The sequence below is a fragment of the Billgrantia sp. NRB1 genome (assembly GCF_056921725.1).
In genome coordinates this window covers 671615-689321 of the sequence record NZ_CM167783.1, presented here as the reverse complement: position 1 = coordinate 689321, position 17707 = coordinate 671615, and the positions used below count along the sequence as shown (strand labels likewise).

Sequence of the window (17707 nt, the reverse complement as noted above, 5' to 3'; positions counted from 1 at the left end):
CTCAGCCGCGCGCGGTTGCGGGCAGGGCCTCGCGGATCCGCTCGGCCGCCTCGGCCAGCGCCTCGGGCTCGGCCTGTGCAAGCCCCTCCACCCGGATATCCTGCATCGCATCAATCGGCACCAGGTGGATGTGCACGTGCGGCACCTCCAGGCCGACCACCAGCATGCCCACCCGCTCACAGGGGTAGGCGCGCTTGAGCGCCTTGGCCAGGGTCTGGGAAACCCCCATCAGGTGAGCAACGAGATCGGCCGGCAGATCGTCCCAGTGGTCGACCTCCTGACGGGGGATCACCAGCAGGTGGCCCGGCTTCATGGGGTTCAGGGTCATGATCGCCACGCACTGGTCGTCTTCCCAGACGAAGTGTCCCGGAATCTCGCCCTGAATGATGCGGGTAAAGATGCTTGCCATATTGGTGACCTCCAGACAGAAAAGCATAATATGCCACAGCCGGCGCTGGCAGGGTCACCGTGGCGGCATCAGGGCTCGATGCCACGCAGCCAGCCGTAGACTGCGCCCAGCACGGCGCCGAACACGATATGGCCCACCAGCGTGGAAAGCGGTGCCGCCAGCCCGAAGCCCAGGCCGAAGAAGCCCGAGCCAGCCAGGGGGAACACCGTGAGCATCACCACCACCCAGGCCACCAACCCGAAAACCAGGCCGCGCCGCACCCGGGTACCACCGGGTAGCATGGGCGCCAGCAGCCCGAACAGGGTGCCCCATATCAGCCCCCCGACCACGAAGTGGATAAGCCACCCCACCATGATGCTATCGGGGGTGCCCAGCGCACTCTGGGCCGTCAGGTTCATGATCTCGATGGGGTTGTACCAGGGCATCAGCCCCGCCGACAGACGCAGGATCAGGAACATTGAGATGACCAGGGTGGCCACCAGTCCCGCCACGATACCTCTCCAAAGACGCGCGAGCATGTCACACCTCCCAAGGTCGCTGTCGTCAGACTCAGTATAGTGCAGGGGGAATTTCCTCCTACCGACAGCACCCGGCGCGCCTCTGCGTCAGTCGCAGAGGGCGCTCAGTCGCCTGAGGTCACCGGCTCGAGTTTGTCCTGGGTCCGGGTCGCAAAGTCGCTGGCGGCATGGCGCTCATGGAGCTGCATTCCCAGGTCGCCGAAGGTGCGATTGACCATCCGCCCGCGCTGTACCGCGGGGCGGGCATCGATCTCCTGCGCCCAGCGCTGCACGTGCTCATACTCCTGCACCTGCAGGAATTCGGCGGCGTCATAGAGCCGACCCAACGCCAGCTGGCCATACCAGGACCAGTTGGCGATATCGGCCAGGCTATACGCCTCCCCGGCCAGGAAGCGATGCTCGGCCAGGCGGCGATTCAGCACGTCTAGCTGGCGCTTGGCCTCCATGGCGTAGCGGTCAATGGCGTATTCGATCTTCTCCGGGGCATAGGCGTAGAAGTGACCGAAACCGCCGCCCAGGAAGGGGGCGCTACCCATCTGCCAGAACAGCCAGTTTAAGGCCTCCGTGCGGCGAGCATGATCGCCGGGCAAGAACTCACCGAACCGCTCCGCCAGGTAGAGCAGGATGGAGCCGGACTCGAACACTCGGGTAGGCGGCGTCGTAGTGTGGTCCATCAGAGCCGGAATCTTGGCGTTGGGATTCACTTCGACGAAGCCGCTGCCGAACTGCTCGCCCTCGGTGATTCGGATCGGCCAGGCGTCATACTCCGCCCCCTCATGGCCCAGCGCCAGCAGCTCCTCCAGCATCACCGTCACCTTGACCCCGTTGGGGGTGGCGAGAGAATAGAGCTGCAGGGGGTGCTGACCCACCGGCAGCGCCTTCTCGTGGGTCGGCCCGGCAATGGGCCGGTTGATGCTGGCGAACTTGCCGCCACTGGCTTTCTCCCAGGTCCAGACCCTGGGGGGCGTGTAATCGTGTCCTTGGCTCATGAAGCCTCCTGTTCAGGCAACGTGACAGGCATCCTGGCATTGGCGCCGCTGCGGGGGCCGCCAGGCCCAACAATCTCCCTCCGACAAACGATAGCCTGTTAAGGTTTCATTGGCTAAGCCATCGCCTCCTGAGCATCGACAAATGAATACCGAAATCCTTTGACCCACATCGCCAAGCATGACACCGTGGCACCAGTTGGTTGGCAAGTATGCATAGTTTCAGCAGCATTCGAATTCTTTCGTTCGATAGCCTGTCATTGTATTCCTTGTTGTACCCGCTGCTCATCTGGGTAATACCAGGATATATTGCAATGCGCTAAGCGCGAGAGGATTTCTTATGACGACTGGCACAGTCAAGTGGTTCAACGATTCAAAGGGTTTTGGCTTTATTTCGCCCGCTGACGGCGGCGACGATGTTTTTGCCCATTTCTCCGAAATTCAGGCGGAAGGCTTCAAGTCTCTGCAAGAAGGCCAAAGCGTCTCTTTCGACGTGACTCAAGGCAAGAAAGGCCTTCAGGCTTCGAACATCAAGGCACTCGCCTGACCTAAGGGTCATGCGAGTACTCGAACCCTAGGGGTTCGACATCAGGGCCCGCCTCGGCGGGCCCTGATGCGTTTAACGCCCCTGTTCCATGCCCCTTCATTCGAACACGAGTCGCTACTCCTGCTTGCCGACCAGCCAGTGGGTCACCCCCAGCGCCAGCACCACCGCCGCAATCGCCAACATCTCCTCGGCCGAAATGGTTTCGATATCCAGGATGATCACCTTCCGCGCGATGGCCATCAGCGCCGTGGCGATCACCAGCCGGATAGGCAGGACGTTGGTTCCCAGGTAGAGCCGAATGTTGATGAAGATCTCCACGGCGATCAGCACCACCATGAAGGCGCCGAAAATCACGAAGATGTCACCGACTTCGAACAGCAGCACCGGCGGCGCAAGGAACTTGGTGTAGAGCACGTAGATGACATCCAGCACGCCCCAGATGATCACCAGCACCATCAGCACCGCCAGCAGCTTGATGGCGTAGCGGATGACGACGTGCAGCCGCCGGATCAGCGGATCCTCGTGCTCCTTGGGCAGCTCGTCATGCATCAGCTGCGGTCCACGGTGCGGCGGTTTCTGGTCAGGCTCCATGGCGAATCTCCCTCATAGGCCCGGCGACACAGGGTTCGCGGCGTGCGAGTGCCGGACAGCAAGAAGCATATGGTGCGCCTGGCAGCGGCGCCAGACGTTAATGCCCGCGCCGGCCGGTCCTTCAGGCGAGGCCGCAGCAGACCTTGAACTTGCGCCCGCTGCCGCAGGGACAGGGCGCGTTGCGGCCGGGCTTGAGCCGATGCACGGCGGGGTTGCCCTCGACATAGCGCCAGCGCCCCGCCTCGCGCAGGAAGCGCGACGCCTCCTCCAACACCGACCAGCGCCTGCCCTCCTGGAAGGTGGCGCGGAAATGCACCCAGCCCCGCTCGCCCTCCTCGCCGCTGTCGACTACCTCGAGACGCTTCCAGGTGGTGGCGGCGTCCGCCTCCAGGCTCGACGGGCGGGTGGCGGGATGCCAGGTGGCCAGCAGATAGTCGGTCAGGCCGAGCGCGAAGGCGCTGTAGCGCGAGCGCATCAGCGCCTCGGGGGTCGGTGCCGGCTCGCCGGCGTGGTAGCGCCCGCAGCAGCCGGTCAGGGCCTGGCCGCTGCCGCAGGGGCAGGCTGTGGTGCGATCGGGCTGTGTCATGCAAGTCGAACCTCCTGTGGTGGGGAGCCACCCGGATCGGGCCCCCGTTGCCAGATTCGCCGGCCGGCACAGTGCCCGGGAGATCGTCCCGCAAAGGGTGATGATAGGGTGTCATGCCGCCCGGATAGAATCATCGCTCCGGCGTATCGTCCCGGTCGTTCTTGCCGGAGGCCTCGGGCACCTCCCAGGTGACCAGAAATCGCTGATCGAAAAAAGGTCGGCGCGAAGATGCCGCCTCGCACGGCAACCGCTATGGTCGTCATTGTGATCAGGCGCTTGGTGATGGCTACCCGCCCTTGACGATAGTCGAGGCGCCCGGGCCCCACCACCAAGCCGCGCCCGAGGCTACCCCAGCACCATGCCCCCTCCCCTGTGCCGAGCGGCAGACCTGGCGGTGCGGCACGGAAAGCGATCTAAAATAAATGCCACAAGCAGATAAAAACACTGAAAACAAAAATTAAAATAGTGATTTCATCTTAATTATCAGGACATATCCGATTTTCTGGGAAGCACTGCTAGACTCCCTGCATGACAAGCTCCGCCCGCGGCGGAGCTTTCCATTTCCATCGGCAGGGAGACTCTCATGGCCCGCAATATCCTCGTTCTTGGTGCCGGCATGGTCGGCGTATCGGTGGCCTGGCATCTGGCGCGTCGCGGCCATGACGTCACCCTGGTGGACCGCCGCGAGCCGGGGCTCGAGACCTCCTTCGGCAATGCCGGCATCATCCAGCGCGAGGCGGTGCGCCCCTACGCCTTCCCCCGGGATATCGGTACCCTGCTGCGGGTGGTGCCCAACCGCCAGGTGGACATTCGCTACCGCCCAACCGGCATGATGAGTGCGGCGGGCCCGCTGCTGAACTACTGGCTGAACTCGAGTGGCAAGCGCTACGAGCGCATCGTGACCGAGTGGGCGTCGCTGATCATGCGCTGCCAGGATGCCCACGCGCCGATGATCGAGGCCGCCGGCGCCGAGGCGCTGGTGCGTCAGGGCGGTTGGCTGGAGCTCTACCGCACCTGCAAGGCGTTCGAGGAGTGCCAGGACAAGGCCAGAGAGAACCACGAGCGCTTCGGGGTCGAGTATGAGGTGCTCGACGCCGAGGCGCTCTACGCCATGGAGCCGCATCTGGGCAAGGGGCTGATCGGGGCGATCCACTGGACGCAGCCCTGGATGGTCTCGGACCCGGGCGGCCTGGTGCAGGCCTACGCCCGCAGCTTCGAGGCGCAGGGCGGCCGGGTAGTGCAGGCAAGCGTCGAGGACGTGCTCCAGGTAGAAAGCGGCTGGCGGGTCGAGACCAGCGAGGGGCCACTGGAGGCCGAGGAGGTGGTGGTGGCCCTGGGCCCCTGGGCCGGCGACATGCTGGAAAGGCTGGGCATGAAGGTGCCGCTGTTCGTCAAGCGCGGCTACCACATGCACTACTCCTCCGAGGAGGGGGCCAAGCTCAACCACTGGGTGATGGACGCCGAGAAGGGGTTCCTGCTCGAGCCGATGCGGGCGGGGATTCGCCTGACCACGGGCGCCGAGCTGGCCGACCTGGACTCGCCGCCCCAGTACAAGCAGCTGGCCGCCGCCGAGAAGGTGGCACGTAAGCTGTTCCCGCTGGGCAAGCGCCGCGACAGCCAGCCCTGGAAGGGGGCGCGCCCCTGCATGCCGGACATGAAGCCGGTGATCGGTCCGGCCCCCGACAAGGCCGGGCTGTGGCTCGCCTTCGGCCACGGCCATCAGGGCTTTACCCTGGGCCCGGCCACCGGCGAGCTGCTCGCCCAGATGATGGATGGCGAAGAACCTGCGGTGGACATGGCCCCGTTCCGCTTCGACCGCTTCTGAGTGCGAGGTCCACGACCCAAGCGGGCGCCCTGGCGGCGCCCGCTTGTTACATCATGGCAGGGTTCCATCGGCGGCGTTCATGGCATGGTGCCCCGTCTTCGGCGGACGCGAAAGCCCCCGCTCCTCTGCCCCCAACGCTTCGCCGGAGCGGCATCCCAGCGAAGCAAGGTATCCGGGGCGTTGAGCAAGCGGCACATGGCAGCGCCCCTTCCCTTCAGGGTCGGCGCATGGCGGCGACCAGGGCGCTCGCCCCGATCAGGCTGCCGGCACCAGCGCGGTGCAGGATGCGGCGAAACCGGGCACTCAGCATCCGGCCGCCGGTGGTGGCCAGGAAGGTGAAGGCAAGATCGCTGAGCACGCCGATGGCCAGGAAAGTCGAGAACAGGATGGCCAACTGTGGCATCAAGGGCTGGCTCGGTGTCACGAACTGGGGCATGAAGGCCATGAAGAAGGCCAGGCTCTTGGGATTCAGCGCGGTCACCAGAAAGGCCTTGGCCGTGCCGATCCGGATGTCCGTACCCGTCGGCTGCAGGTCGCCAAGCCGCCCCGCCTCACGCCACATCTTGATGCCCAGATAGAGCAGATAGGCTGCCCCCAGCCACTTGAACAGCTGGAACAGCTCGGCGGAGGCCATCAGCAGCGCGCCCACCCCGGCGAACGACAGGGTCATGGCCAGCAGGTCGCCCAGGAAGAAGCCCGGCAGCATGGCCAGGGCGGCGCGTCGTCCGCGGTTGATCCCGGTGGTCACCAGCAGCGCCACCGCGGGGCCGGGAGACACGATGATCAACAGGGAGGCCAGGCAGAAAGAGAGCCAAAGTTCCAACGGCATAGCGCGCTCCTCGCACGAGCGTCAAAGGGTGATATCGGTATTGTTCGGCATATGCTGAATCAAGCATCACTGCCGCCACCTCGAAAAGCAACAGGGCGCGCCGCCCCGATCCCGGGTCATTGGCTCGACGCCCTCCCCCTCCCTGTCATCACCGCCTTTACCGGCCACGATTTTCCGCGCAACATGCCCGCCGGTGATGTCGATCGTGGCTTCACCAGACGATTGCCCGTATCAAACCCAACGCACGGGAGGCACCATGATCGCCAAACGCGAACGCGGCAAGCTGGAGCGGCGCCTGGTCGCCTCGCTGACCCACGCCTGCGAACAGGCCAAGCCCCTGCTGCCCGGCTTCTGCTGGCTGACCCACGAGGTCGATTACCAGCATTTTCCCGAGAGCCTGGTGGTGACCTGGGTATTCGACACCCACGGCCACCTGGCCCAGGCGCTCAAGGGCGATACCCGGCGCCACATCGATGAGCTGACCGCGGCGGCACTGGCCGAGGCCGGCATCGAGGTCGGCGATGCCTCGCGACACCTCGACCTCGACAGCGAAGAGGCGTGCCGGCGGGAGCACGGCGGCGACTGGCAACGGCGTCTACGCTCCAAGCCAACGAGACACTGACATGGCCAACACGATCGAGAGCCCCTGTGTGTCGGTATGCCAGCTTTCCGGAGGCCTGTGCACCGGCTGCGGTCGCAGCCTGGACGAGATACGCCAATGGAGGAGCATGAAGCGGCCCGAGAAGATGAAGACCGTGAAGCGCGCCAGCGAACGCTTGAAGAAACTCTCGCGGCAGTGATGCCGCCTTGATTGGGAGGCGCTTGCCTCAGAGCCGAATCGTTCCGCGCAGATAGGGGGCCACCTGGCCGGTGAGCATGGCCCGGTCGCCCCGGCATTCACAGGTCAATTGCCCCTGGCGGGCGCCCCCTTGCCGGGCCGTCATCCTCGTCTTGCCCAGCCGCCCGGCCCAGTACGGCGCCAGGGTGGTATGGGCCGAGCCCGTCACCGGGTCCTCCTCGACGCCGACCTTGGGCCCGAACCAGCGTGAGACGAAGTCGAACTCCCGCCCCGGCGCCGTGACCACCACGCCGCGCCCCGGCAGCGCCGCCAGCTTGGCCATGTCCGGCGCCAGCGCCGCGACGAGGGCCTCGTCATCCACCGCGACGACGATGTCGTCGGTCATGACGACCTCGCCCTGGGCCACGCCCAGGGCGGCCAGCACCGGCTCGGGGTCGGCCATCGGCTCGGGCCGCTTGGCGGGAAAGTCCATCGCCAGGCCCTCCTTGGTGCGGCTGACCCGCAGCTCGCCGCTGCGGGTGGCGAAGCGCAGCGTCTCCCCCGCCTCCCCCAGTTCGTGGAAGATCACCCAGGCGCTCGCCAGGGTGGCGTGTCCGCACAGGTCGACCTCGACCGCGGGCGTGAACCAGCGCAGGCGATAGCCTTCCCCCTCGCGCACGAAGAAGGCGGTTTCGGACAGGTTGTTCTCCGCCGCGATGGCCTGCAGGGTGGCATCGTCCAGCCACTCGGTCAGCGGGCATACCGCCGCGGGATTGCCCTCGAAGGGCCGCCGCGCGAAGGCGTCCACCTGGTAGAGATCGAGTTTCATGGGATCCATTATGGGGTCGCTGGGATGATCATGAAGAATCACTGCCGTCGCATGGAAAAGCAACAGCGTCATCCGCCGGTTATTGCGGATGCGCCGGTGCGGGGTGGTGATCCCACATCGACAAGCTGCTACATCGCACCCTGCTGGATAAGCACTGGACTTCCCCCGAAAATCTCGTTGATGATGTGGTTGGAGACGGTCTCCAGCAGCTCATATGGCAGGTACGCCCAGCGGGCGGTCATGAAGTCGATGGTTTTCACGGCGAGCAAGGTGATAATCCACTCGTAGCGGCAGCCGTCGCCGATGACCACTACTCAGCCGCATCCCACCCTGCCCTATCATCTTGTCCCCTTTCCGTATCATCCAGTTCGTCGACGCTCTTTTCCTCAACAGGGTCTCTCCGATGCAGCTTGGGAGGTGGCGCCACCCAAGCACGCAGGCGCTGGCCCACCTGCTCGTAGAAGTGGGGGACCGCCTTCTCCAGTTCTTCGATAAAGACCTTGCTACCGGCGAAGCGGTGGGCCAGATCGGCCATATAGAAGACCTCAAAGGCGCTGGGGACCACGGCGGTGGCCGGCGAGTCCAGCGCCGCGGCATCTTCGAGGACCTGGGCAAGGGGCGCCTGGGTCTCCTCGGCACGGCCCGGGCGGACGGCCTTGACGAACATGCTTTCCGGCTCCGCCTTGGTGAGCTGCCGCGCCAACCAGTTGACCCGCGCCGTGCTGCGCTTCTTGTCCTGCGGAGCCATGAGACGCATCGAGCAGACGATCGTCCGCTTGGTCAGGTCGGCCGTTACGTCGAGATCCGCTGCAGCATCCGGCACTTCCAGGCAGCATTTGAGCACCTTCTCCTTCGACAGGAATTCGCAGTCATCCTTGAGGCGCTTCACGGGATCGGTGCGATGAGCGCGGGCCAACTTGAGCTTGACGGGCCGCCCCAGCTTTCGGCTCATCACCAGGCAGAGGTCACGCTGCTCCTGGTGCCAGCTGGAGACGGTGTTCTCTACCTCTTCGGTACTCTTGCCTATCACGGCACCACTCTTCACCTTGCCTACCACCTCCTTCCACTCGCGATTCATGCTGTCGAAGCGGGAAATGCCACTGGAATCATGGCCGAGGTAGCGAAGCACTTCTTCCAGCAGAAATCGCTGATCGGGTGAGGTGATCTCGCCGGATTCCAGCAGCAGTGTCGCTTGTGTCACCGCATACATCCAAGACCAGTGGAAGAGTTCGACGCCCTTGATCAACGTCTTCGGCACCTTCACCGGGTGGTGAGAGGGCATGGCCACGAACTGGTTGGTGATGGTCAACACCGCATCCACCTTGTGCCTCTTGGCTTGCTGGAGGTAGTGCTTGAGCTGCTCTTCGCCAATCTCGGCATTGCCGATCTTGGCTTCGACGAGCGCCAACCAGCGCTTGCGTCCCGTTTCCAGCACGATCAGCCCATCGGGCCGATCGCTCTTTGCGGCACCGGAGTCGTCTTCCAGCACCACCTCGGTCCAGGCTTCCAGGGTCGCACGACTGCCGATACGCAGCCCCAGGGAGCCCAGCATCAATTGCCGATACTCGTGCACGCCTCGCAGGGCGGCAAGCAATACCGATGCCGCACGTTGCTCACGACTGGTATCCGCCACCACCGGAATCAGCCGTGCCACTTCGGCACGTTTTACGAAGTCGGGTCGTTCCATTCTCGCTCTCCTGATGTCTTGTGCTTGTTGTTCTGGAAGGCGTCGCTGAAGGCAGCGGCCAGGATGCCGGTGTGCATGGCGATGATGCCGATGCCAGCAACGGCGGTGAGTCCGGCGAAGAACTTGCCCAGGGCGGTGATCGGGGTCACGTCGCCATAACCCACCGTGGTCAGGGTGGCGATGCTCCACCAGAGCGCCCGGGGCACGCTACCGAAGGCCTCCGGCTGGGCGGCGGCTTCCACCACATAGAGGCAGGCGGAGGAGAACAGCAGCAGCAGGCCCGCCACACCCACGCTGAGCAGCAGCTCATGACTGCGTGTCTTCAGCGCCTCGGCCAGCGCCGACCAGGCGCGACTGAATCGCCCCAGGCGCGAGAGCCGAAGGATGCGAAGAATGCGCAGCAGCCGCAGCAGAAAGGCGTTGCTGTGGGAGAGGAAGCCCAGAAAAAACGGCAGGATGGCGATCAGGTCGATCAGCGCCCAGACAGAGAAGACGTAGCGGATGCGGCCGCCGATGCCCCGGTAGCGCGGGTCCTCCCCCACCGCATAGAGACGCAGCAGGTATTCGAGGACGAAGAGGGAGACGAAGACCACCTCAAGCGTGGTGAAGAGTCCTGGCGCCAGGCGACGCAGAGTCGGCTCGGTCTCGAGGATGGCGGCCAGAGAGGCCAGCAGGATCAGCGCACAGATAAGCTTGTTGAGCGGTGACAGGCCGGGCTGCTGCCAGGCCTCCGGCGCCAGCTGCCGATGGAGGACAGCCCTATCCATGCCCCCGCCCCATCCTATGCTCCCTCACGCAGGTTTCTGCCCTACCTGGCATAGTGTGATGGCCCCGCATGCCACCTCCCTTCGACAATCCCCTGGTTCCTTGCCACTCGTTAGTAACGATCAACTCAAGTGACCTTAGCCCCAGTACACCGGACCCTGTAATGGATTGCAAAGAAAAAGGGCCTACCCTTTGGTAGACCCTTGATCTTAGTTAGCTCAGCCGCGTCAGGCGTTCTGCCTAGGTGCGCCTCACTCCCACTCCATAGCAACCCATTGTAAAAACTCAATATTTTCAACATCTTAACAATAGGACAACAAGCATGTGTAACTTTTGTGCAATTCAAAGAAATTTTCCACGTCTCAAGCAAGGTAACGATTTCAAGAGGTTAGCTATAAACGTTGCACACTGCGCTACCGCCCAAAATAGCCTTGGCATTATGGACGATAGCTGGACAGCATCAAGTCGTGTTAACACGAACAGCTAGCGCTTCGCTTTGCGCACGCCTCTCGCGTATGTGGCTTGCTGTTCAACAATGCCATCTAGCTCGCCAGCAAGCACAGCCTCTTTAATCTTCTGCAACGTTGGTTCCACTTCTTCAATGCTTGACAGCACGATAGCTTGTTTTCCTTTAGCAAGCTCAAGTGGCTTGCTGCCATATCGCACTGTTAACAGTACACTACCATCAGCAGCATTATTCCACCAGCGCTTCACTCGCTTGGCATACTCAACTTTCTTCTGAGCGCCATCTTCGTCTGTCACCCACTTAGTCTTAGTAGGAGAAAATTCTGAATCTGTAGCAAGCGCAATTTGCTCATCAATTTTGGTAACCAGCTTGTTCCGCCGGTTCACTACGGGATCATTAGCTGACTGAGGGTTGTGCTGAACGAGCTTGAGCGAATTGAGAATTGACATAAAGCAGCCTCCTTTTCTGTATAACTACACTATAGTTTCAGACTCAGGAGGCTGTCATCCAATTTAGCCAAAAAAATCAAATATCCAACTCGGCACACCAAACAGTAATGCCCAAGCTCCAACCGGAGCTGTCACGATGTAAAAAAGAGGGAACAACCCTACTATGAACATAACAAAGCTACCAAGTTGGATGGCTAACCACAGCCAGTATATCGCTCCTATTCCAAGCAGAAGCGTGCCTCCATAAAAGAGCCCAAACACAAAAAAGTTAACAACGCCTCTTAAAAATCCCATATCCCCTCCATACTGTGAAAGTCACCTAGTTTACAGCCCCGCGCGTAACCGCCTCATAATCTTCAATATAGTACTGCTTACCACCACAGTAATAATTAAATTCGTTTTGAATCGACTTTGCTCTTATAGCGATTTGGTTATACTCTTTAAGCAAAACCTCATTATAATATTCAACCCTCTCGGAATGCTGCTCAATGCGACGATTAAACCTATCCACTGAACTTTGACTATATACATCCACATCTTCTCTAGCTCGCTCCACCTCTTCTGCCTCTCTTATGATTTCTCGCAGTTCAGCATCAATTTTATTCTCCTCCTCCTCCAGCAAATTTTCATACTCCTGAAGCCTAGCCTCTTTTTCAAAACACTCCCTGAGTTCTTCCCGGCTAAGCACATCAGCTTCATCACCCGAATGCCTTCCAGAACGAATTCCACTGCCAAGCCCTCTCAGCCCACCCCTACGAGCATAGCCGGTTGTGCTCAGGCACAAAGCTATAGCCCCACCGAGAAAAATTAAAAAAGAACGACGTTTCATAAAAAAATCCCCATGTCAACTTCGGCGGTTTAGAGCTTGGCTTCCGCCCAATTTCTTTACGCATATTATAATTCACATACTCAAGTTCAACCAAAAATACACCTCATTCATCTGCCTTTCATTGCCAGTTTTTCGCACTATCCCTGCTCAAGTGTTATCAATTAAAGAAAGCTCCCTAAGCCGACATTTCTAATAAGCGCCTTAGCCTTTCCGATGTCTCGTGAAACCTGCGTTGAAACCACCCTTTTAGTGCTTGCCATGTTTGACACTTCTTTCACGCTAGACAAACCACCAACCTGTTCAAAAACTTTAGCATCAACCAACTCCAAATTCGATAATTTTTTTCCCATTTTTTGCGCATCGACTTTCTTAATATAATATTCAAAAGCTCTTTTTATAGGTGGCAAAAGAACATGCTTATTGACAGAATACCGTGCTTGGCTTTTTGAAACATCGCGTACATCCCTCCCTTTTTTTACTGCCAAGTTCTTTTTAAGCAGCCTATCAATAGCCTTATCTATATGTTGCCGCTGACGATTGACGGGAATGGCGATTAATAACACACCTTCATCAGAAGCTATCCTAACTGCTTTTTCGGCATCAGTAACTAGCTCAATCCGCCCTTCCACAAGAGGCTCAGCAAACAAGTACTCCCCCCTCGTCTCTTCGCTGCCAACCCGCTCACGCCACCACTTAGCGAAAGCTCGATAGCGACAGCCTTCATAACGAACGTCTCCAAAGTCCTCATACACCTGATGCATGGCTTCTGGGAAGTCAGTTTCAGACTCTGTTAACAGAGTCCCAAACTCTCGCAGCTCACACAAATGCGCATACGTCTCATTTAGCGTGAGCGCGTACCACCACCAGAAGTACGGCGACGCTTCAACGAGGTAGGGCTTGGGCTTCTTGTAGGAGCCGAACGTAGGGTACTGGGAGATGAAGTATCGGTACATGTTAACAACCATCAAAGAAAGTGATCCTGGTTGGAATCCAGATTAGCGCACCTACCGTAGACTGTACATATCGCTTGGCAACGAGCGATTCAACCAACCACACACGAGGCGACTAACATGATGCTCACTATCAATGATAAAACCACTGTAATCAACTCTTCTCCCACGACTCCTGAATTAAATATTGAAGATGTGCTCAAAGGACTTCAAGCGCAACACCATAAGTGGCAATCACAGAAGAGAATTGCTGAATCTACACTGTATGCGCTCATGGATGGGTGCCTAGAGTTTTACTACTTCTTGAAAGAGGATGCAGCTAACGAAGAAGCTTTCAAGAAGCTGTGCACTTTCAAGTGGGGGCGAAAAACAAAGCTCGAAACCATTATTGCTAAAGCAGTATTTGGTGCTGAGAACAAACAGCATTATGCATATGCGAAGGCACTTGCAAAAGCTATTCAGCAAGGCGTAGGCACTACAGGCGCAATATCAATGCCAGAGTGGTTGAGCAACAACGGTGGCGTCAATGGTGTTATCAGAAAACAAACTGATGGCATTGATGCTGAGACAACTAAAGACTTCGGCATGTATATTGCTTTGAAAAAAATAAACTATCAAGAGCTAGCAGACCCTAAAAGAAAAGAGTTTATCATGAAGAGCAAGGGGATATGCAAATCAGTCGATAGTGCTCAAAGAATTGACTGCTTCATTTATGCGTTTGTTGACAGAAGCGGAGATGACGTAAAAGTACATAACCTAGTCCTTGATGGGGAAGTAGTTTCTAAAATGCTAGATTTACTTTACAAACACTACGGAGCTGATGAAGAGTTAAAATCTAAATACTTCCAAGAGTACAAAGATGTAAAAGCTAAGTTAGCCCAGCTAGAGAAAGAAAGGGTAGACAACGTAGCGAAGAAACTACAACAAATATCTAAAAATATAAACACTGCTGCTTAATCAACAACTGCTCAATGCCCCCTAGCTGGGGCATTTTTTATTTTATAGCACACAACATAGTCTGTTCATCATTCTGTTAACAGAAACCAATTACGCCTATACACCGCTCATAAACCACCCAAAGCTTAGCAGCTGCTCACTACGCTCGTTGATTAGGTAACGGTGGAACTGGCTTAATCGGCGCATTCGATGCTTGAGGCTTACTTATACTTCTCTTCTCTCTTGGCTGTGGAGAAGGCTGCTTAACAATTTGCCGCTGGGGAATAGAGACGGTACGTTTTTTGGTAACCACTTTCGGCTTTGTTATCTTCTTTGCCATTGCTACCACGCTTTGGCTTGTTCCCATCAAAAGCTGTAACGCTGCCAGCTTTGTCTCTGCGTCCTCTTTTTCAAGCTGACTCCGTATAATCATAAGTGACTTTTGTATAGAAGTTAGCGTCTCGTTACTCATTATGACTCCTTTGAAATTTGGGGTGAGCTATAATCACCAGGCAGATTCTGTAAGTACTCCACCACAATTTTTTGTAAAATGGAAATTCATTAGGCTGTAGAACCAATTTCAGCAGAGCCCCATAAAGATTTGCTCTTCAAGTTAATTTCTTTGTGGCACTGCTCACTCAACTCATAGAACCGTTCTGACTCAGATTTGTACTCTTCTATTCCCTCCATCACGCCTGCATAATGCTGAAGCTTGCTAGCGCATATTGCCAGTGTGGCAATACTAGGCTCACTCCCTTTGAATCTTAACGTCCTGAGATAGCACTCACTACGTCCTAGCCAGTCTTTACAAAACTCACTTTCACTCGAAACCACCTCCATTTCGCGCAGGAGTAAAAATACATCACTTAGAATCTTTTTTGACACTACAATCCCTCTCGTTGATAAATAACTAAAGCTACTATGCAACCACCCATTGCAAGTATTTATCTGAACAAGGGCTCCATTCAAAGGCATTGAGTCTGCCAGCTATGCTGTTGCCGACAGAGCTTGCCGCCCACTTTGCTTTATCAGAGGCAATTCAAGTAGAAGAGGAACAAGATAGGAGGCTGACTTAGTCAGTACCTTGTATGTGTTGAAGTGGAAAGTGTTTGTCTGCTTCAGCATTGCGTTGCGAATAACTCACCACACGTAAAGGTAACAGCGTAACCCCACCAACACCAGCTTAGCTGGTTGTGTGCAAACACTGGCAGAGGAACTCACAGAAAGTCCATTGTCACAAGTGAGGCGTAAAGCCTCACTATGACTTCAGAATCTACAGAAAGCCCCCGAGTTGAATAAGACAAAAAGAGCGCTGATTCATTTGTGAGAGACAGCGAAGCTGTTTCGAAGCAAATGCAGCAAGCGCTTGGGGAACTGCGTAGCAGTGACGCAACAGCCAAATTTAAAATGTAAGGAAATACATAAAATATTACATTCCCACATAAACCATTGAAATCAATAAAGAGACAAGTACAGCCATATGGCTTGCTCAATTAAAATATCAGAAAATATACTACTTGAACGATAAACGTACATTTTGTGGAGGAAGCTATGGCGCAGGCAAAGACGCTCAGCAAAGCGGAGCTAAAGCGCGTGCTCCAGTACATTGACGCTTGCGAACGCTACAGCGAGCGGAACAGGGCAATGCTGCTGCTCACGCACTGGTGTGGGATGCGCGTCGGGGAGGTTGCCAGCTTGCGCGTGAGCGACGTCGTAAGCGAGGACGGCAGCATTCGCTCAGAGATACGTTTGACAGCATCACAGACGAAGGGCAAGCGCGCTCGCGTCGTGTACGTGCCGTCTCGCATGCGGAAGGAGCTACAGCGCTACGTACAGCGCTCAACGACGCCCGCTCGCAGCGTTTACCTGTTCAACACGCAAAAGAGCCAGCGGTTCACGGCAAACACTGCTACGCAGCTCCTACAGCGCTTGTACGCACGTGCGGGCATTGCCGGGGCTACAAGTCACAGCGGACGCCGTACGTTCATCACAGAGCTTGCAGGCAAGGGAGTGAGCGTGAGGGTGCTTGCCGAGCTGGCAGGGCACCAGAGCATACAAACTACGCAACGCTACATTGACGTTAACGATGACATGCTTCGTAAAGCTATAGAGTCTATTTGAAGCAATAGTCGCTATAGACTAGCAAACATCACTTAAGTCATGCCCATTTCAGAATAAAAAACGTCTTATCGCGCTCTGACTTGAACTTAAAAACAACATGCCCCTTAGAATTACACTCGAACTGCGAAATAAGCTCTTTCTTTCCGAACGCTTCCAAAAGCTCTTCAATGGCTTCTTTTCTTGCTGTTGGCTTTACCCATTTCAACATACCCAGCACATCGTTGTCTTCCAGATAGTTTTTAGCCCAAGAAGGCATGTTAGAATCAATTTTAACAGCGACTTTCTTCATTTTCCTACATCCTCTGCTCACTGTATTCATATGGGAACAATAGTCCCATCGTCGCTTCTCTTATAGTCTGCCAGAGCATTAGTGCGCCTGATTTCATCATTCAGATGGTAGTATGTTCTTTCAATCTGGGCAACACTTGTACCGCACATGTCGGCAACTTGCCTAAAGCTGAGCCCGCTCATGATGCGCTGAGTTATCATAAAGTGCCTGAGACTGTATGGCACCAAGTTTCTATTCTCCCTGCCTTCAATGTTTGCCAACTCTACAATTTTATGGAAGTGGTATAGCAGTGCTCGCTTACTTATCTCGGTTTCGCCGTCGACACTAAACACCAAGGCATCACTTGTTGAAGGCGACAAAATCCTCTTTAATCTTTCAAAGTACTGTCCGCCACGACAGTAAACGATTCGACTGGTTCTGACTTTACTTGTCTCTGCACGCACTCGAATCTTAGCAAGCTTCTTCTCTACACCCTGGCTCTTTACGACGTCAACTTCGACATCACTCCACCTCAGTTGACGCTGCTCACCAACTCTCAAGCCACTGTTTGCTGCAATCAGTATGTAGTGCCTTACAAGCTGGCGCATTACTAGCTCATCAGTATCGACTTTCTTATTTGACTTTGCACAATATGCTCTCATCGTCTTTACAAGCTTGTCGTACTCCTCACTTGTAAATGTCGCTCGCCTTATGGCTTCATTATTCCTATCTACTTTGGGGAGCTTAGGGAAATCAAACGAATCAATGTGAGTATCATGCTGCTTGAACAGATACCGCATGCAGCCATTGATAGTACTTTGCTCGTTTTTAAGCGTAACTTGTTTTACGTTCCCTTTGGACACTTTCATTCTGTGGTGAAAGTAACCCTCGCAGTCTGTCCGTGACAATTCTTTAAGCTTCGCCTCTCTCCCAATGTAATCGAGCCAGTGCTGGAGGTGTGTTTTGATAGTCACCAGCCTACCACTTACTATCAGCTTGCTTTCCACGTCTCTTTGGCGATGGGCAAGGTACTTGTCAACTCCTCCCTTTGTGGTGAGCGAGAAGTAAGCTTTCCCCATCTTCTGATTAGCATATAGCTCTAAATAGAGCTCTTTCCCCTTCTCCATAGCAGTCGATTGACTGCGGGTACGCAAGCTTTTCCTGGCATACTTTTTCTCATTCTCCAGCCACATGCGAAAATGCCAGTATTCACCACGCTTATATATTATGGCTTCGTCAAAAATCTTTATTTCGTCTTCTGAAAAACTCTTCTTCTTTATAGTCATTGCCAAGTCTCGAAGTACTACTGTCCGCAGTAGTCACAGTTCTGTGCGACAT

Annotated in this window: 22 protein-coding genes and 1 pseudogene; 6 read left to right on the top strand and 17 right to left on the bottom strand. The window is 56.5% G+C overall.

All coding sequences use genetic code 11. The features are described from left to right. Nucleotide 1: 1 nt before the first annotated feature. The 3 genes from ACZIYR_RS03095 to yghU all read right to left on the bottom strand — a co-directional run bounded on the left by ACZIYR_RS03095 (nt 2) and on the right by yghU (nt 1916). The gene (locus ACZIYR_RS03095) at nt 2-409 is read right to left on the bottom strand and encodes an HIT family protein (protein ID WP_473032350.1); all 408 of its coding nucleotides are present in this window, start codon (nt 407-409) and stop codon (nt 2-4) included. A gap of 68 nt (nt 410-477) precedes the next feature. Then, nucleotides 478-927: a DUF6789 family protein gene (locus ACZIYR_RS03090; protein ID WP_483528172.1), complete on the bottom strand. Its 450-nt coding sequence runs from the start codon at nt 925-927 to the stop codon at nt 478-480. A gap of 104 nt (nt 928-1031) precedes the next feature. Beyond that, on the bottom strand, nt 1032-1916 hold the full coding sequence (gene yghU / locus ACZIYR_RS03085) for a glutathione-dependent disulfide-bond oxidoreductase (RefSeq protein WP_483528171.1): 885 nt from the start codon (nt 1914-1916) through the stop codon (nt 1032-1034). Nucleotides 1917-2253: 337 nt separating this feature from the next. On the opposite strand from yghU, the gene ACZIYR_RS03080 reads away from it, so the two are divergent. Next, entirely contained in the window at nt 2254-2460 is a 207-nt protein-coding gene (locus ACZIYR_RS03080) for a cold-shock protein (RefSeq protein ID WP_473032348.1), read from the top strand. Nucleotides 2461-2574: 114 nt separating this feature from the next. On the opposite strand, the gene ACZIYR_RS03075 is transcribed toward ACZIYR_RS03080, so the two are convergent. Then, nucleotides 2575-3051 carry a phosphate-starvation-inducible PsiE family protein gene (locus tag ACZIYR_RS03075; RefSeq protein ID WP_473032347.1) on the bottom strand — a complete coding sequence of 159 codons (477 nt, stop codon included), beginning with the start codon at nt 3049-3051 and terminating at the stop codon, nt 2575-2577. Between the two features lie 121 nt (nt 3052-3172). Further along, entirely contained in the window at nt 3173-3637 is a 465-nt protein-coding gene (locus ACZIYR_RS03070) for a YchJ family protein (RefSeq protein ID WP_483528170.1), read from the bottom strand. Nucleotides 3638-4220: 583 nt separating this feature from the next. On the opposite strand from ACZIYR_RS03070, the gene ACZIYR_RS03065 reads away from it, so the two are divergent. Continuing rightward, nucleotides 4221-5462 carry an NAD(P)/FAD-dependent oxidoreductase gene (locus ACZIYR_RS03065; RefSeq protein ID WP_483528169.1) on the top strand — a complete coding sequence of 414 codons (1242 nt, stop codon included), beginning with the start codon at nt 4221-4223 and terminating at the stop codon, nt 5460-5462. Nucleotides 5463-5676: 214 nt separating this feature from the next. On the opposite strand, the gene ACZIYR_RS03060 is transcribed toward ACZIYR_RS03065, so the two are convergent. Continuing rightward, complete coding sequence (locus ACZIYR_RS03060; protein WP_483528168.1) at nt 5677-6291, bottom strand: LysE family translocator; 615 nt, start codon at nt 6289-6291, stop codon at nt 5677-5679. Nucleotides 6292-6547: 256 nt separating this feature from the next. Between ACZIYR_RS03060 and ACZIYR_RS03055 the strand changes: the two genes are divergently transcribed. Both ACZIYR_RS03055 and ACZIYR_RS03050 read left to right on the top strand, forming a co-directional pair. Then, on the top strand, nt 6548-6913 hold the full coding sequence (locus ACZIYR_RS03055) for a hypothetical protein (protein WP_483528167.1): 366 nt from the start codon (nt 6548-6550) through the stop codon (nt 6911-6913). Between the two features lies 1 nt (nt 6914). Beyond that, nucleotides 6915-7091: a DUF1289 domain-containing protein gene (locus ACZIYR_RS03050; protein WP_483528166.1), complete on the top strand. Its 177-nt coding sequence runs from the start codon at nt 6915-6917 to the stop codon at nt 7089-7091. 27 nt (nt 7092-7118) lie between these two features. Here ACZIYR_RS03050 and ACZIYR_RS03045 read toward each other — a convergent pair whose 3' ends face one another. The 7 genes and pseudogenes from ACZIYR_RS03045 to ACZIYR_RS03015 form a co-directional block, all read right to left on the bottom strand. Continuing rightward, nucleotides 7119-7907: a PhzF family phenazine biosynthesis protein gene (locus tag ACZIYR_RS03045; protein WP_483528165.1), complete on the bottom strand. Its 789-nt coding sequence runs from the start codon at nt 7905-7907 to the stop codon at nt 7119-7121. Nucleotides 7908-8026: 119 nt separating this feature from the next. Beyond that, nucleotides 8027-8212 (bottom strand): annotated as a pseudogene (locus ACZIYR_RS03040) (GMP synthase (glutamine-hydrolyzing)); the annotation flags it as partial. Continuing rightward, nucleotides 8209-9585, bottom strand: a complete 1377-nt coding sequence (locus tag ACZIYR_RS03035; protein ID WP_483528164.1) for a hypothetical protein — start codon at nt 9583-9585, stop codon at nt 8209-8211. The pseudogene ACZIYR_RS03040 and the gene ACZIYR_RS03035, both read right to left, overlap by 4 nt. After that, nucleotides 9564-10352: a potassium channel family protein gene (locus ACZIYR_RS03030; RefSeq protein ID WP_483528163.1), complete on the bottom strand. Its 789-nt coding sequence runs from the start codon at nt 10350-10352 to the stop codon at nt 9564-9566. The genes ACZIYR_RS03035 and ACZIYR_RS03030 overlap by 22 nt, the downstream gene beginning before the upstream one ends. A gap of 481 nt (nt 10353-10833) precedes the next feature. Then, the gene (locus ACZIYR_RS03025; RefSeq protein ID WP_483528162.1) at nt 10834-11265 is read right to left on the bottom strand and encodes a DUF6641 family protein; all 432 of its coding nucleotides are present in this window, start codon (nt 11263-11265) and stop codon (nt 10834-10836) included. A gap of 319 nt (nt 11266-11584) precedes the next feature. Beyond that, nucleotides 11585-12094 (bottom strand): hypothetical protein, encoded by a 510-nt coding sequence (locus ACZIYR_RS03020; RefSeq protein ID WP_483528161.1) that lies wholly within the window; start codon nt 12092-12094, stop codon nt 11585-11587. Between the two features lie 161 nt (nt 12095-12255). Then, nucleotides 12256-13047, bottom strand: a complete 792-nt coding sequence (locus ACZIYR_RS03015; RefSeq protein ID WP_483528160.1) for a hypothetical protein — start codon at nt 13045-13047, stop codon at nt 12256-12258. A 117-nt stretch (nt 13048-13164) separates the two neighbouring features. Between ACZIYR_RS03015 and ACZIYR_RS03010 the strand changes: the two genes are divergently transcribed. Next, complete coding sequence (locus ACZIYR_RS03010; RefSeq protein ID WP_483528159.1) at nt 13165-14001, top strand: hypothetical protein; 837 nt, start codon at nt 13165-13167, stop codon at nt 13999-14001. A 139-nt stretch (nt 14002-14140) separates the two neighbouring features. Here ACZIYR_RS03010 and ACZIYR_RS03005 read toward each other — a convergent pair whose 3' ends face one another. Together ACZIYR_RS03005 and ACZIYR_RS03000 are read right to left on the bottom strand one after the other, a co-directional pair. Continuing rightward, nucleotides 14141-14452, bottom strand: a complete 312-nt coding sequence (locus tag ACZIYR_RS03005; protein WP_483528158.1) for a hypothetical protein — start codon at nt 14450-14452, stop codon at nt 14141-14143. Between the two features lie 89 nt (nt 14453-14541). Continuing rightward, nucleotides 14542-14865 carry a DUF6626 family protein gene (locus ACZIYR_RS03000; RefSeq protein ID WP_483528157.1) on the bottom strand — a complete coding sequence of 108 codons (324 nt, stop codon included), beginning with the start codon at nt 14863-14865 and terminating at the stop codon, nt 14542-14544. Between the two features lie 666 nt (nt 14866-15531). On the opposite strand from ACZIYR_RS03000, the gene ACZIYR_RS02995 reads away from it, so the two are divergent. Further along, complete coding sequence (locus ACZIYR_RS02995) at nt 15532-16101, top strand: tyrosine-type recombinase/integrase (protein ID WP_483528156.1); 570 nt, start codon at nt 15532-15534, stop codon at nt 16099-16101. 37 nt (nt 16102-16138) lie between these two features. On the opposite strand, the gene ACZIYR_RS02990 is transcribed toward ACZIYR_RS02995, so the two are convergent. After that, nucleotides 16139-16390: a hypothetical protein gene (locus tag ACZIYR_RS02990; protein ID WP_483528155.1), complete on the bottom strand. Its 252-nt coding sequence runs from the start codon at nt 16388-16390 to the stop codon at nt 16139-16141. A gap of 26 nt (nt 16391-16416) precedes the next feature. Further along, nucleotides 16417-17655 carry a tyrosine-type recombinase/integrase gene (locus tag ACZIYR_RS02985; protein WP_483528154.1) on the bottom strand — a complete coding sequence of 413 codons (1239 nt, stop codon included), beginning with the start codon at nt 17653-17655 and terminating at the stop codon, nt 16417-16419. Nucleotides 17656-17707: the final 52 nt, after the last annotated feature.